This window comes from Lysinibacillus sp. NPDC096382 (genome assembly GCF_044762845.1).
GTDB lineage: Bacteria > Bacillota > Bacilli > Bacillales_A > Planococcaceae > Lysinibacillus.
The window spans coordinates 29,835-44,929 of record NZ_JBIWFC010000024.1 but is presented as its reverse complement, the minus strand read 5'-3'; the positions used below and the strand labels follow the sequence as shown (position 1 = coordinate 44,929).

The 15,095-nt window shown below is 37.8% G+C and carries 10 protein-coding genes and 1 riboswitch; of the genes, 2 read left to right on the top strand and 8 right to left on the bottom strand.

The window, feature by feature from the left end:
- Positions 1-88: 88 nt before the first annotated feature.
- From desA to ACIQZA_RS22875, 8 genes are all read right to left on the bottom strand, one after another.
- Entirely contained in the window at positions 89-1,120 is a 1,032-nt protein-coding gene (gene desA / locus ACIQZA_RS22910) for a Delta(5) desaturase DesA (RefSeq protein ID WP_400940920.1), read from the bottom strand.
- A gap of 615 nt (positions 1,121-1,735) precedes the next feature.
- Positions 1,736-2,236 carry a GNAT family N-acetyltransferase gene (locus ACIQZA_RS22905; RefSeq protein WP_132364257.1) on the bottom strand — a complete coding sequence of 167 codons (501 nt, stop codon included), beginning with the start codon at positions 2,234-2,236 and terminating at the stop codon, positions 1,736-1,738.
- Positions 2,237-2,313: 77 nt separating this feature from the next.
- On the bottom strand, positions 2,314-5,745 hold the full coding sequence (metH, locus tag ACIQZA_RS22900) for a methionine synthase (RefSeq protein ID WP_402884138.1): 3,432 nt from the start codon (positions 5,743-5,745) through the stop codon (positions 2,314-2,316).
- Positions 5,738-7,585 carry a bifunctional homocysteine S-methyltransferase/methylenetetrahydrofolate reductase gene (locus tag ACIQZA_RS22895; RefSeq protein ID WP_402884136.1) on the bottom strand — a complete coding sequence of 616 codons (1,848 nt, stop codon included), beginning with the start codon at positions 7,583-7,585 and terminating at the stop codon, positions 5,738-5,740. Before ACIQZA_RS22895 ends, metH begins: the two co-directional genes overlap by 8 nt.
- Positions 7,586-7,930: 345 nt before the next feature.
- Positions 7,931-8,029, bottom strand: a riboswitch (SAM riboswitch).
- A 125-nt stretch (positions 8,030-8,154) separates the two neighbouring features.
- A complete protein-coding gene (locus ACIQZA_RS22890) occupies positions 8,155-9,543 on the bottom strand; it encodes a protoporphyrinogen oxidase (protein ID WP_402884134.1) in 1,389 nt (462 codons plus the stop codon).
- A 266-nt stretch (positions 9,544-9,809) separates the two neighbouring features.
- On the bottom strand, positions 9,810-11,099 hold the full coding sequence (locus ACIQZA_RS22885; RefSeq protein ID WP_402884132.1) for a methyl-accepting chemotaxis protein: 1,290 nt from the start codon (positions 11,097-11,099) through the stop codon (positions 9,810-9,812).
- Between the two features lie 555 nt (positions 11,100-11,654).
- Positions 11,655-12,941, bottom strand: coding sequence for an SEL1-like repeat protein (locus tag ACIQZA_RS22880; protein ID WP_402884130.1), 1,287 nt, complete (start codon positions 12,939-12,941; stop codon positions 11,655-11,657).
- A 59-nt stretch (positions 12,942-13,000) separates the two neighbouring features.
- The gene (locus ACIQZA_RS22875) at positions 13,001-14,017 is read right to left on the bottom strand and encodes a YdcF family protein (protein WP_402884128.1); all 1,017 of its coding nucleotides are present in this window, start codon (positions 14,015-14,017) and stop codon (positions 13,001-13,003) included.
- Positions 14,018-14,312: 295 nt separating this feature from the next.
- Here ACIQZA_RS22875 and ACIQZA_RS22870 point away from each other — a divergent pair, with 295 nt between their 5' ends.
- Positions 14,313-14,786 (top strand): hypothetical protein, encoded by a 474-nt coding sequence (locus ACIQZA_RS22870; RefSeq protein ID WP_400940904.1) that lies wholly within the window; start codon positions 14,313-14,315, stop codon positions 14,784-14,786.
- Positions 14,774-15,061, top strand: a complete 288-nt coding sequence (locus tag ACIQZA_RS22865; RefSeq protein WP_132364200.1) for a DUF2653 family protein — start codon at positions 14,774-14,776, stop codon at positions 15,059-15,061. The genes ACIQZA_RS22870 and ACIQZA_RS22865 overlap by 13 nt, the downstream gene beginning before the upstream one ends.
- Positions 15,062-15,095: the final 34 nt, after the last annotated feature.

Sequence of the window (15,095 nt, the reverse complement as noted above, 5' to 3'; positions counted from 1 at the left end):
TGATGAGCACAGTAATTGCTTCATCTGCAATAGACAACTCATTTACGTAAAACAGCCATCCCTTAGAAGAGATGGCTGAAAAATTCTACTAAGCAGCAATACTGCCCCTTGCTTTTCGTTTAATTATCTCATTAACTTCTTTAAAGCTTACAAACTTACCTTGGTCTTCATCGTATAGTTTATAGCGTAATGATTCTAAACTTGTACGCAATGTTATTGTTGTCGCCGTGTGTAATGGCGGTGTTTCATTATGCGCTTTTTCAAGGTTATAGTTTGGAACACGAGGGGCTAAATGATGTACATGGTGGAAGCCAATATTTCCTGTAACCCATTGTAATAGCTTTGGTAATTTATAATACGAGCTACCTTCGACAGCAGCCTTTACATAATCCCATTCTTTATCATGCTCAAAATAAGAATCCTCGTACGTATGCTGGATATAGAATAACCAAATACCAAGAGAACCAGCTACAAATAATGTTATACCCTGTACTAATAAAAATGCTTGCCAGCCCATAAAGTAAATTAGTGTTATACAAACTCCAACAATAACGACATTTGTTAAATGTGTGTTAAAGCGTTCCTTCTGTTTAGCGTCTTTACGATTAAAGCGATTTAATATTAACACCATAAATAGTGGACCTAAGCCGAACATAACGAATGGATTGCGGTAAAAACGATACCATAAACGTTGTCCTTTAGATGCTTGTAAAAACTCTTCCACTGTCATCATATCTATATCACCGATACCACGCTTGTCTAAGTTCGAGCTAGTTGCGTGGTGAATTGTATGTTCACGCTTCCATTTTTCATATGGGAATGATGTTAACACCCCAGATACAAAACCAACCCAGTCGTTTGCTTTTTTACTTTTGAAAAATGAACCGTGTGTACAATCATGGAAAATAATAAATGTTCGTACGACAAAGCCAGCAGAAATTACACTTAATCCAACAGTTAGCCATGGTGAAATATCCATTAACATATAGCCAGCTACCCATAGAGCGATTAAAGGCACAATTGTATTTACCATTTGAAAAATACTTTTAGCTGTATCAGACTTCGCAAATGGTGCTACATCCTGGCGCAGTTTTTTTGTTTTTTCTCGATCTGTTGCCATTGTTTTTACTCCCTCATTTCCTTTTTTCCTTATGACCTCATCATAAAGCAAGAGTATAATCATACAACAGAAGCAAACATCATAAAAAGGATATGACATTTGTCATACCCTTTTATCATGTGTACAAAGGAATAAAAATAAATTAATATGGCTCCTCACCATAAAGTGGAGTTGATTTCCGTTCCAGCTGGGCGCTTTGTTGCTGACGCTACGCTTTCGCACAGATAAAACATTTGCCGCTGACGCTTCGCTTTCGCGCAGAGCAGAGCTTCCTGGGGGCGTCCGATGAGCGGCTTCGCTTCGCTGCAGGGTCTCGGGCCAACAGATGTTTTTTGCGCGAAAGCGTGAGTGCAACGTAGCGACAGCAGCACGAGGTTGGTCACGAAGGCGTTATCACAGGATGTGATGGTTTTAGCCTTCGTTCCTCTATCGCTGATCCCCAAGGAGTCGCCCAGCCTCCACTCCAATCAACCTATTATACAAATGCATATTTCATCTCCAACTTTTGGTGATAAACTTTTAAATGTAGCATTAGTATGAGTAGGCAAGCTGAACAAAAAAAGTATAGCTAGGATTCACATATTATAAAGAAAGAATATGAATGTCATACCCTTTCTATCCTTTTGGTCCAGTTAACTGTAGCTGATAAAATACAAGATCTAGCCACTGTCCAAATTTATAGCCTGCATTTTTAATTGTACCTGCATATTCAAAACCTAGTTTTTCATGTACTTTAATACTTCCGATGTTTTCACCATCAATGCCCGCTACGAGTGTCTTCACACCTTGCTCTTTGGCAGTTCGAATTAGCTCTTGCATTAATTGTGACGCTATCCCTTTTTGGTAATGATCCTTATGCACATATACAGAGTGCTCCATTGTGTGCTTGTAACCTGGATATGGACGGAACTGACTATATGTTGCAAAGCCGGCTACTGTGCCATTCTCGTCAAAGACTAGCAATGGATTATCGAGCGTTTGCTGCTCCTTGAACCATTGTTTTTTTTCTTCTAACGATTGTGTTTCATATCGATAAACAGCTTTGCTCGTTAAAATAATGTCATTGTAAATATCTAAAATCTCGGGTAAATCTTTCTCTTCCATGAATCGAATCATCATGCTCACGTCCTAACCATCAATTACGCCTCGGCAAATTGCTACTATTACATAAGATTTTACTACTTTTCCTAGCATCACACATTAAAATATCGAGCATCTGGATGTGCAAAGACCATTGCTGAAACAGACGCTTCTGGCTCCATCATAAAGCCTTCCGTTAAATGTACACCAATGTCCTCCGGGTTTAATAAGCCAAACAATTTCTCTTGATCCTCTAGGTTCGGACATGCTGGATAACCGAATGAGAAGCGCTGTCCTTGATATTTTGCCGCGAAACGATCACGCATTGTAAAATCTGTCGCATCTGGGAAGCCCCACTGATCGCGAATTTCTTGGTGCATACGTTCCGCGAAACCTTCTGCAAGCTCAAGGGCAGTAGATTGTAATGCATGACTTTCGAGGAATTTCCCTTCCTCTTTTAGTTGACGAGCCTGCGCCATAACTCCTTGTCCTGCTGTTACCACCATTAAGGCAATATAGTCCATTTCACCGCTTTCTACTGTTTTAAGGAAGTCTGCAAGACATAAAAACGGTTCAACTTGCTGACGAGGGAAGGTAAATCGTTCAATTTCTGTTTTGCTATCTGTTGGATCATAAACGACTACATCATCCCCATCGGCTTGAGCAGGGAAAAACTGATACACACCCGACGGCCTCAATAGGTCACTTTGTAAATAGTCGTCGACTAAATCTTTTAACGCTGTTGCTCTTTCATCACCCACATCAAGCAACTGCTGTACTTGACCCTTTAAACCTAGGTGATGTCCAAGTAATGTCCGCATATTAACATATGGATATAAATGCGAAACAGCATATTCTCTCTTTACATGGCGTCGTAAATCAGCTGGAAGAAAGACAGATGCTTCCTTTACTGTACGCACAGGCTTTATAATTATTTCTTTTGCAGGGCGAGCCGCTCTTTTTTCGTCTGCCTCTAAGCGTTTTTCACGAGATTCCTTAATTTCAGCTAAGAAATCGGCACGTGTATCTGTCCCCATTAACCGATTTGCCTGCTCTAATCCTTGCATCGCATCCTTTGAATAAATGACAGGTCCATTATATTCGCCGGCAATTTTTGTTTCAGTAAAGCGACGAGATAATGCCGCTCCCCCTACTAAAATAGGTACGTCAATACCCGCTTCTTTGAAATCCTGAGCAGTAATAACCATTTGCTGTGCTGATTTTACAAGTAAGCCTGAAAGCCCGATGAAATCCGGCTTCTCCTTGCGAATCGCTTCTATTAACTGAGAAGGTGTTACTTTAATACCCAGATCAATGACCTTATAGCCATTATTACTTAAAATAATATCGACAAGGTTTTTCCCAATATCATGCACATCGCCCTTTACAGTAGCAAGTACCATTTTCCCCTTACCAGCACTCTCTTCATTTTTCTCCATAAATTGCTCTAAATGCGCTACTGCTGCCTTCATAACCCCTGCTGATTGTAATACCTCTGCTACGATTAGTTGATTATCGTTAAATAAACGCCCAACTTCTGCCATTCCATCCATTAAAGGACCATTAATAATCTCAAGCGATGTTTCGAAAATTTCACGAGCCGCATCTAAATCGTCAATAAGCCCTTCCTTTGTACCCTCTAAAATATAGTAGGCTAAGCGACCTTCTACTGTTTTCGGAATATCCGCCTCTGTTTTTTCTTTCTTTTTATCACGATAGAAATCTGTGAAGACAGCTAAAGTTTCATCATTTGTATTAAAGAGTAAATCATTTGCTAGCTTAATTTCCTCCTCTGGAATGGATGCATAACGTTCTAGCTTCTCCGTATTAACAATTGCATAATCTAAACCAGCCTGTGTACAGTGATATAAATATACGGCATTCAGTACTTCACGACCTACTGGTGGCAATCCGAACGAAATATTACTTACACCAAGCACCGTTAATGTACGTGGCATTTTCTCCTTAATAAGGCGAATACCTTCCACCGTTTCAAGTGCCGAGCCAATATATTGCTCATCTCCTGTACCTACTGGGAACATTAATGGGTCAAAAATAATATCTTCAGGAGCAATACCCCATTTTTCTGTTAACAATTTATATGAACGTTCAGCAATTTCTAGCTTGCGATGTCGATCAACCGCCATGCCTTGCTCATCAATTGTACCTACAACTAAAGAAGCTCCATATTTTTTTACTAGCGGTAAAACAGCGTCAAAACGCTCCTCGCCATCCTCTAGGTTAATAGAATTAATGATAGTTTTCCCTTGAGAAAACTTAAGTGCTTCCTCAATTACTTTTTCATCTGTCGAGTCAATCACAAGAGGTACTTTTACTTTTTTTACAACCTCCTGCATAAAGCCACGCATATCCGCCAGTTCATCGCGGTCAGGATTTGCTAAACAAATATCGATCACATGTGCTCCATTTTTCACCTGAGCACGCGCGATTTCTGCCGCTTCCTCAAACTTCCCATCAATAATTAAATTTTTAAACTTACGAGAACCGATAACATTTGTCCGTTCTCCAATAAATAATGGACGCATAGAGTCGTCATAAACCAATGGCTCGATCCCTGATACTACATGACCATGCGTAACATCTGGTAATTGGCGCGGCTTTTCGCCCTTTAGCACCTCTCTGATAGCCGCAATATGTGCTGGCGTTGTACCGCAGCAACCTCCGACAATATTTAGCCAGCCCTTTTCTGCAAAGCCTTTTAGCTTTTGTGACAATGATTCAGGTGACTCATGATAGCAGCCTTCCTCATCCGGTAAACCTGCATTCGGGTAACAGCTAATATAGCCTGTTGAAAGCTCTGCTAGTGAACGAATATGATCAGTCATAAACTCTGGTCCAGTCGCACAGTTTAAGCCAACTGACAATGGCTTAATATGCTCGATGGAAATGTAAAAAGCATCAATTGTTTGGCCGGCCAGTGTCGTTCCCATCGGTTCAATTGTTCCGGATATCATCACAGGTAGCTCTTTTTCAGTTGCCTTAAAAGCACGAGATATCCCCAATGTTCCCGCCTTAACATTCAACATATCCTGACTAGTTTCTAACAACAGAACGTCCGCCCCGGCTTCGATTAATGACTTTGCTTGAACATAAAAGTTTTCCTCTAGCTCATCAAATGTAATTCCACCTGTAACCGACAGGGTTTTTGTAGTTGGTCCCATCGCTCCCGCTACAAAACGTGGCCAATCGGATGTTGACAACTCCTCTACTACTTTGCGTGCAATTTCTACAGCACGTTTGTTGATTTCTTCTGCCTTCGCACCTAGATCATATTCATTTAATACAAGTGGTGTACCCCCAAATGTATTTGTACAAATAATATCTGCTCCAGCCTCTAAATATTTTCTATGTACCTTTTCAAGCACATCTGGTCTAGTTAGCACAAGATTTTCATTACAGCCATCATATTCCTCTCCGCCAAAATCCTCTGCCGATAAATTTTCATTTTGTAGCATTGTTCCCATTGCGCCATCAAGAATTAATATTCGTTTCTCTAGTTGCTCTTCAATCATGTGCTTAGCCATTTATACTTACCCCTTTTTTCTTTTCATCCAATTGCTCAATAACTTTCATTAATTCTAGCGTCATATCATAGCGTAAAAATGGTGTGATGAGGTAAATACCATTGAAATATTCCGCTGCTACTTCTACTAATTCTTTAGCAATTGCAATTCCTTCTAGTGTTGCGCGTTCCTTATCATCACCACAAGCCTTCATACGTGCTAACGCATCATCAGAAAGTTTGATGCCTGGTACTTCATGATGTAAGAACTCCGCACTTTTATAGCTCGTTACTGGCATAATACCTATATAAATTGGAGTTTCTAAATGCTTTGTCGCCTCGTGAATTTCCACGATTTTTTCCTTTGTATAAACAGGCTGTGAAATAAAATAATCTGCTCCATGTTCAATTTTCTTTTCTAATCGAGAGACAGCGCGATCCAGTACACGTACATTAGGATTAAATGCAGCCGCTACAGAGAAATTTGCCTTTTTACGAAGCGGTTTCCCTGAGAACGAAACACCTTCATTTAACTGTTTTATTAATTGGATTAGCTCCATTGACGATACGTCATAAACGCTAGTTGCTCCTGGGAAATCGCCTACCTTTGTCGGATCTCCAGTAACCGCTAAAACATCATGAATCCCTAGTGCATTTAATCCCATTAAATGTGATTGAAGTCCAATTAAATTACGATCTCGGCATGTTATATGGGTTAAAGGGCGTATCCCGTGCGTTTCTTTCAGTAAGGCACCCATTGCGACATTGCTAATCCTTGGAGAAGCGAGTGAATTATCTGCCATCATGACTACATCCGCGCCCGCCTCATATATTTTTTTTGCGCCTTTAATAAAGCCTTCTATTTCTAAATGTCTTGGTGTATCTAACTCCACAATAACCGAGCGTTCACGTTTTACTTTTTCATGTAATGGCTCATAATTTGCTGGCTCTGCCTCACGAACAATCTCTATTTTTTCTGGCTTTGTATACTTTTCCTCAACCGGGGATAGCTCCTCTAAGTACTTTTTCGCTGCAGCAATATGCTTTGGTGTCGTACCACAACAGCCACCAATTAAACGAACCCCTTGATCACGAAGCTCTACAGCTGCTCGACCAAAATAATCAGCCTCCGACTCATAAACGACACGCCCATCCTCTAAATCAAGAAGAGAGGCGTTCGGATACGCTGACATAAATGCCTGCTTAGGAAGCTCTACCCCTTCAAATGCTTGGATAGTATGGTGAGGACCTAAGCGACAGTTAACACCTACGATATCAGCACCTAACGCTTCAAGTTCATGTAAGGCGTTATTTAAGCTCATTCCATTTTGTAATATTCCGGGTTCATGCATAGAAACTTGAGCAATAATCGGTAATTTCGTTTTAGCTCGTAGCATTGATAAAGTCGCTGTTAGCTCTTCAAAATCATAATAGGTTTCAAGTAAAAGGCCATCTGGATTTCCTGCAAGTAAAACCGTTGCCTGCTCATCAATGGTTGCTAAAATTTCCTCTAACGTTGCATCACTTTTTCGAATACCACGGATTCCCCCAATAGTACCCAAAACAAATTGCCCACCATCTGTTGCTGCACGTTTTGCAATCGTTATAGCGGCTTCATTATACTGCTGTACACGAGATTCTAATCCATAGCGGGCTAATTTTATGGCATTAGCTCCGTAAGTATTCGTCTGAATAATATCGGCACCAGCAGCTATATATTCTCTATGAATCTTTTCAATTAATTCAGGTCTCTGTACATTCATTTCCTCATGACAGTACTCCAAACCATAGCCGTATAAAACTGTACCAATTGCACCATCTGCTGTAAGAACATGTGTTTTTAACCTTTCAAGCAATCCCATAAAACTAACCTCTCTTTCTTTTTCTATCAATTATGCCTCGGCATAATTCGTCCTGAATTGGGCTTTGTGCTTTGGCCTGCACGCTGCAGGTCAGTTAGCCGTTATCGCATGGATGCGATAATATTAACCTACTATCCTCTAAGAACTCCTTGCCGATTCCGTGACATCCGCCGAAGGCTTTAGGTCAACATGAAGTTGGTCACTCAGTCGTTGCCACAGGACGTGGCGTTCTTAGACTGAGTTCCTCTATTTCGGCGGATGTTTGGACACCCGCCGAAAATAGTTAAAATAAAAAAGCCTTCTTTCACAAAAAAAGAAGGCTTTTACGTTTCGTAATTGTTTTCCTTCTCATCTTCGACACACGGTCTTCTGGATTTAGCACCTGACAATAAGTTGGTTGCTGAAGCTTCATAGGGCCAGTCCCTCTGCTTCTCTTGATAAGAATTTAGTATGAATTTTTTAAATAATTAAAAGAATCATATCGTTTACGAACGATTGAGTCAAGACTATTTCACTGAACAAAGGATAATTTTTACGAAATTTATAAAATTTTGATTTATATTAAACAATTACGATAGTTTTTCTACAAGTTCCTCACCAATTTTTTTACCATTTTGAATACACGCACCTATGCCTACTCCGAAATAAGAGCACCCCGCTATTGATAAGTTCGGATAGTTTTTCTCAAGCTCTTGTAAGAGACCTTGCAACGCTTCACGATGTGCCAAGTCGTACTTCGGCATCTGGTCGATCCATTTTGTCACGTCAACAATAGTTGGTTTTTCCTCAATCCCTAAACTTTTTCTTACATCCTCTAGAGCAACAGCTGCTAACCCTTCATCTGACATCAAACGCAATTTCTCATACTCAGGGTTAATGCTCTTATAAAAAAGCCGTACAAGTAATTTTCCTTCTGCTGAAGTGTGTTTCCACTTGCGGCTTGTCCACGTTGCTGCATTACAGATAACATCCGAATTATGTGACACAATATAGCCTGTTCCATCTGCAGGTAATCTATTATCGGGAACATCAAATCCTAAATAAATCGTAATGGCGGATGCAGTATTAAATCGTTCAAAATAGCCGTTCAAAGATTCATCCTGTAATAAGCTTTGTACCGCTTCATTTGGCAGTGCCAATACAACATGATTCGCTTCAATCATTTTACCGTTTGCTAACGTAACAGCGTATAGATTCTCCTGCTTTTTAACACTAGTAGTAGCAATCCCTTTTATAATTTCTACATCCGTTAATGTTTCTTCAAGTCGATCAATTAGTGACGATAAACCATTTTTAAATGAAATAAATTTTTTATTGGCAGCTTTCACAAATTGTTCCCTGTTTGCATCGAAACCTTTAATAATACTACCGTAATCGTTTTTGTAATCGATTAAATACGGTAAAGTAGAAGCAATTGAAAGTTGATTTAAATCTCCAGAATATACACCTGCAAGTACCGGTGCTATTTGGTTTTGAACAAGCTCTTCACCTAAATAATACGTTAAAAATTCACCAATCGAGCTTTCCTTTGTAAACCTTTCATTCGGCATTGTTAAATCCTTTAACACTTCTTTTTTACCTTCCTCTGATACAAGCGTACTTTCCTCGAGAGATTGTAAGCTCATAGGAATACCGAACGTTGAGTCTGCTGGGATGGCATGTAGCTCATTATTTGTGTAAATATACGAAATACCTGTTTCGTTATATACAAGATTTTGTTCAAAATTTAGTTCCTCTACTAACTCCATGACACCTTTATGACGCGCTACAATAGAATCTGCTCCAGTTTCCATGATGAATCCTTGTTCATATGCAGAGTGAAGCTTGCCACCAAGGTATGTATTTTTTTCAACAAGCACAAGTTTTACATTTAAGTTTTTCTCCTGAACTTGGCGTTGTAAATAATGCATCGTACACAATCCCGTAATTCCGCCACCTAATACAACAACTGTTTTCATATTAACCGCCCCTATTTTTAGTTCTTTATTTAGTATAAACTTTTTTTATCGAAAATTACGTTAAACCCTTTACAAATTTAGCAAAAATGGAGCTATCCAACACATTGGACAGCTCCATTTTTTTTATATTCAAATAACATATATTCGCTAGAGGCTTTTACCTCCATTTCGGAAATTATCTATTAACAGTTGATATAGTGTTATTTGTGCCCTAAAGTATGTATCGCCTTAATAGGAAACAACAATTTTCTTTCCTTTTCTCTTCATTAATTTAAATTTTGTGCAAAGCTAGCTAATTTTCCAGCTGAATTTTTCACTTCGTTAAAGGCAATACCTAATTCACTTAGTACTTCTGCTATTGCTTGTACTTCTTTTTCCATCCGACCATTTTGGTCTTTCGCCTCGGTCATAGCTTCTAATATGTTAGTAAATTGCCCTTCCGTTTGAACCATATTTTCCTCACCAGAGGCTACCTCTTCTTGAATATTACTAAGCGAATGGACAAGTTTATCTGTCCGCTCATTCGTTTTATGTAGTAACGTTGCTACCGATGTGACAGATTCCTTTGTTTGGATCGATAGTTTTCTCACTTCATCTGCAACAACACTAAAGCCTTTACCCGCTTCTCCAGCACGAGCCGCTTCTATTGCCGCATTTAAAGCCAACAAGTTCGTTTGATTAGCAATGTTCGTCACAACATTCATAATCGATTCCATTTCCTTTGACATATCTGCCAACTGTGCAATATTTTCGTCTATATCATCAAGTGAGCAAATAATAGTATTCATATTTTGCGATTGACTCTTTAAGCGTTCACGACCTTCTAATGCCTGACTCTCAGCCATAGTCGACACTTGAAGTGATTTTTTCGCTAGTTGTTTAATTTCCTCTGATTGTCCACTTAAGCGGTGAAATGAATTATTCGTTTCCTGAGATATTGTGGCAAGACCTTCCGAAGACTTTACGATTTCTTGCTCTATCGCTTCTTTTCTATGTTCCATTTTTTCATGAAGTTGCTCAATTGTGTGCTCAAACGCCTCTAAAACCAATTGTTGCTCAAAATTGGAAATTTTCGAAATGGCTCGAATTGTATTAAGCTGATCTATTGGATGAATAACATGTTCTTCAACCAAGTCAATAAATGACGCTGTTAAATCTTGAAACGCACAAATATACCATTGTGTTTTAAGCCCAATATGGACATGTACTTTAGCAATCTTTATTCGTCTTTGATAAAATTCATTATCAATCTTACCATTAAACATTTCAATAATATGACGTCGTAATGTAATTTTCAGCTTCTCCACAGAACTATGTCTATTAATAATATCTACTAAACTATGTTCAGTTCCAATCATTTCATAAAATCGATTAACAATATTATCAATATTGCCTTCTACAAAAGGTTGAAAGGCTTTTAAATATTGTAAATCCTTCTTTGTCAATTTGAGCAAATCAATTTGCTTTTTTATTGAATGGCAATTCACTATATCCATTTTCACAGTGTATTGCTTTAAATCTAACGCCGTTGTCTTTCTCTGTTTTTGAAAAATCACACATTTACCCTCTTTCATGCCGTGTACTTTTGAAAAGCTGAGAAAAATCTAATTTCGTCTACCAAAAATATGAAAGATCAGGAAGATTCATCTCCAACTTTTGGTAATAAGCCATCACACTACTTAGAACGCTGATTTCTGCTACGGGCTACCATCAGCTAAAAATAGCAATCTTATTACTAGCTATTACTACTAACTACTCTTTCAAAATCACTCATATACATTATACACTTTATAAATAGCTGTCAATTTTCGGATATACATTTTTTTCCTTAAATTATATAAAAAGTCCCTGTTATCTAACCTATTATCTAAAGCAATAAAAAAGCTACCACAATACTTTTGGGTAGCCAATTTACATCATCTCTATTTTTTATCCTTATTTTTTTCCGAGTTTTAGTTTGAAGTAATTACCTCTTTGTTATATTAATATTTTTACAATCATTCATTCGTAGTGATATAAACCTACGAAATACCCTCAATAAGAACTTAAGACCTGTATACAAAACGTTAATAATCGAATCTAAATACCTGTTATTTTTTAATAAAAAATACTTATATTCCTTTCAACTCTTGCAGTAAAATTGCAGCCTCCTCACTTCCTGCTTCTGCTGCAAGTCCATACCACTTTATTGCCTCTTTAATATTTCTAGCTATTCCTTCTCCTTTATTGTAAATGTGCCCTAATTGTAATTTAGCTTCCGAATCCCCTTGCAGAGCAGCCTGTTTAAACCAATGAATACCCTTTTCAATATTACGTATACCTGTTAACCCTTGGCTCCAAATAAAGCCCAAATCATAAAAGGTATCGACGTGATATTGCTCTGCAGCTTTTTCATACCAAAATAATCCACGGTTCGCATCTTTAGGTTGCCCTAACCGTCCCTCTAAATAGATTCCTCCAAGCCTGTATTGCGCTTCGACATAGCCTGCTTCAGCGGATCTTCTATAGTAGCTACATGCTTGCTCCTCATTTTTGTCGATTCCTAATCCCTGCTCGTAAATAATTCCAAGGGTAAACATTGCCTCTGCCACACCTTGTTGTGCAGCAAAGTCGAACCACTTCTTCGCAAGTACCAAATTTTCTAGTACTCCCTCACCGTTAAAATACATATCTGCTAAATTATTCGCAGCATCTGGATGCCCCTGCTTTGCTGCAGCCTCATACAATATAAAAGCTCTATTATAGTTTTCTTGAACACCTAGACCTTCAAAATAAAAATTACCAAGTGCATATTGTGCATCGGCATTTCCTTGTGACGCTGCTAACTCAAACCACTTTATTGATTTTTCTGGTCGGAAATATTCGCCGTCAATTACGCTATAATATTCGCCAAGCTGAAATTGTGCATCTGTATCCTGTTCCTCAATGGCATCTTTGTATAAGTCAATAATTTCCTCATGATCTAGATCTTCTTCATCAAACGCCTCAACCTGTTCATTTTGGTGAATAAAATACCATTCCAATATATCAAGTACATCATCAACAACTTCATTGCAATTGGATAACCTCTCCAGAGAAGAAATTTGCCAAATAAATATATAGATAGGGAGTGGAATTGCATCACGCAGTAAATCATCATATTCAGCTAAAAGCGTTAGCACATTCTCCTGTACTGACTTCGTCTGTTCTGGATGTATAATTTGTAAATGTCGTTGTTGATTCTTTTTCAACAGTCCTTGCACAACTTGATATAGTATTTTGTGCAAGGTTGCTAATTGTACTTGTTCAACTGTTATTAAATTAATGTTTTGCGCAAACCATGTATCATCTGTTTGCGTGAGCTTTTGCAGAGATACAATTCGCTCTTTATTTTTTTTTGCTAAAAATTGCCCATACATTCATTTCCCCCCTTGCACTCTATCTTGCCACTATTATATGGAAAACAGCTCTAAATTGGTTACACATATGCTCTCAAGATTAATCCAATAAACAATGTAATGAATAAAAAGACAGTGACATTCATCCATTTATACATTTCTAATAATCCGATAAATTCACGAGTAAATGCATTAGGTACATAGTAAAAGGCCGTCTTCGAACCAACACCTTGTGCATCAAGCTTCGCCTTTTTTGCATAAATACTTGCACGAAAAACATGAAAATTATTCGTTACGAATATGGATCGATATTTCTGTCCTTGAGCATGCTTATCCATAATTTTTTTAGAGAATGCCATATTTTGTTCCGTATTTGTTGATTGATCTTCCATTAATACTTTTTGAGCTGGTATTTGATGTTCGTCAACTATATATTTTTTCATGGCATATGCTTCTGATACTTTTTCATCATGCCCCTGTCCACCTGAGACGATAATGTAAGGTCGTTCACCATATTTTTGAAATTGCTTTACTGCCTCGTCTAAACGGCTAGCTAAAAGTGGTGGCACCTTATCTCCTATTAGTCCTGATCCTAATGCAATAATATAGTTTGGCTCATACAGGATCGGCGTAAAATGATAGAGAGTCGCATAGGCCATTATGCTTGTGTATAAAAACATTGTATAGCCAAAAACTAAAAACGCATAGAAGAAAAGAATGTGCCAAATTTCATGTTCGATTTTCATAAAAATTACAAATACATACCAAATCATCATAATAAAAAAGCACAAGCCAAAAACAGCTAACAATAGATTACGGACTTTACGGCCCTCTTTTTCAAGTAAAACTTTACTATTAAAAAACGTAGCTATCGATAAAATAAACATCATACTGGGGAAACTTCCTAGTATAATGACTATACCCATCTTCGACACAATCCCCTGCTCATTTGGGAGAATTACAGGATGACTAATTATTATTGTGCTTAAAATAAACAACCCTAAAAGGCCAAGAACTACTGCATTGAGAAGACGTCTTTTTTCCGATACATATAACAGTAAAAAAAATGAAATTAATAGTAATAATGTTGAAATCATCGTCTCACTCCTTTCTTTTTATCTACAATTTTTAAGGTTCACCTTATAACGCTGAATTGTTTTCCGTTCCGACTGAGCGCGGCGTCCAACCTCCACTGCAATCAACAATATACAGCATACATTATAAGTAGTGCATGCATAAAATTGGTGATAACACAGACACTTCTTGTTCAAATTTGATGCTATCTCTAAATTGATCGAAGCGTTTATTTTATTTTTCGAGAAGATTCATGTAAAATTACTATTAAGAACTAGTTTAGACAAAACTAAAAATTATATTGGAGGAATACAAGTAATGAAAAAAATCCTTGCTGCTATTTTTGCAGCGACACTTATGTTTGCGTCTGTTGGAGCAACATTATTCATCTCAGATACACCAACTGCAGAAGCTAAATCCTATAAGTCAGGTAAAAAAGGTTTCTCAAACAACAATAATAACAACAACTCAAATATCCAAAAATCTCAGGATAAAACTAAAGACCAAAATAATGCAACAACAAATAAAAATAATACAACTTCTACAAACAAAACGGATTCAACAGCTAAGAAAGGTGGGTTCTTCTCAGGCGGCCTTATGAAAGGCTTAATGCTTGGTGGCTTAGCTGGTTTATTATTCGGAAGTCTTTTCAGTGGTATGGGTATGCTTGGTAATATTTTAGGCTTATTAATTAACGTTGCAGCCATCATGATTATCGTAACGCTAGTTATAAAAATTGTTAATATGTTTAAAGATAAAAAACGTAAAGAGGAAGCACAATGGCACAAATAATTAATGAGCAAGATATTATAAATGCAATTTGTTTATCACAGTCCTACTATAAAAACATTCGCCCTGAAGATGTACTTGTAGAACTAACATACGACGATGACACAGGCTTTGGTGCAGAAATTGAAGTTAATGGTCAAATCGAAATGTTCGATACAGCCGCAATGATCGGTGCACTACGTGTATGGATTAAAGATGTCCTACATGGTGACCCTTTTTCAACAGGCATCGAACTCGTTCTGGACGACGAAGAAGGTATTATTGCTAAACTATCGTAAATAAGTAAAAAACAGCGGTTCAATAAATCTTAAA

Excerpts from the sequence above, each read along its gene's own strand:
- ACIQZA_RS22880 (WP_402884130.1), bottom strand. The coding sequence starts at position 12,941 with ATGTATGGGCAATTTTTAGCAAAAAAAAATAAAGAGCGAATTGTATCT.
- ACIQZA_RS22870 (WP_400940904.1), top strand. The coding sequence starts at position 14,313 with ATGAAAAAAATCCTTGCTGCTATTTTTGCAGCGACACTTATGTTTGCG.
- ACIQZA_RS22905 (WP_132364257.1), bottom strand. The coding sequence starts at position 2,236 with ATGATTCGATTCATGGAAGAGAAAGATTTACCCGAGATTTTAGATATT.
- ACIQZA_RS22895 (WP_402884136.1), bottom strand. The coding sequence starts at position 7,585 with ATGGGATTGCTTGAAAGGTTAAAAACACATGTTCTTACAGCAGATGGT.
- ACIQZA_RS22865 (WP_132364200.1), top strand. The coding sequence starts at position 14,774 with ATGGCACAAATAATTAATGAGCAAGATATTATAAATGCAATTTGTTTA.
- ACIQZA_RS22890 (WP_402884134.1), bottom strand. The coding sequence starts at position 9,543 with ATGAAAACAGTTGTTGTATTAGGTGGCGGAATTACGGGATTGTGTACG.
- ACIQZA_RS22875 (WP_402884128.1), bottom strand. The coding sequence starts at position 14,017 with ATGATTTCAACATTATTACTATTAATTTCATTTTTTTTACTGTTATAT.
- metH (WP_402884138.1), bottom strand. The coding sequence starts at position 5,745 with ATGGCTAAGCACATGATTGAAGAGCAACTAGAGAAACGAATATTAATT.
- desA (WP_400940920.1), bottom strand. The coding sequence starts at position 1,120 with ATGGCAACAGATCGAGAAAAAACAAAAAAACTGCGCCAGGATGTAGCA.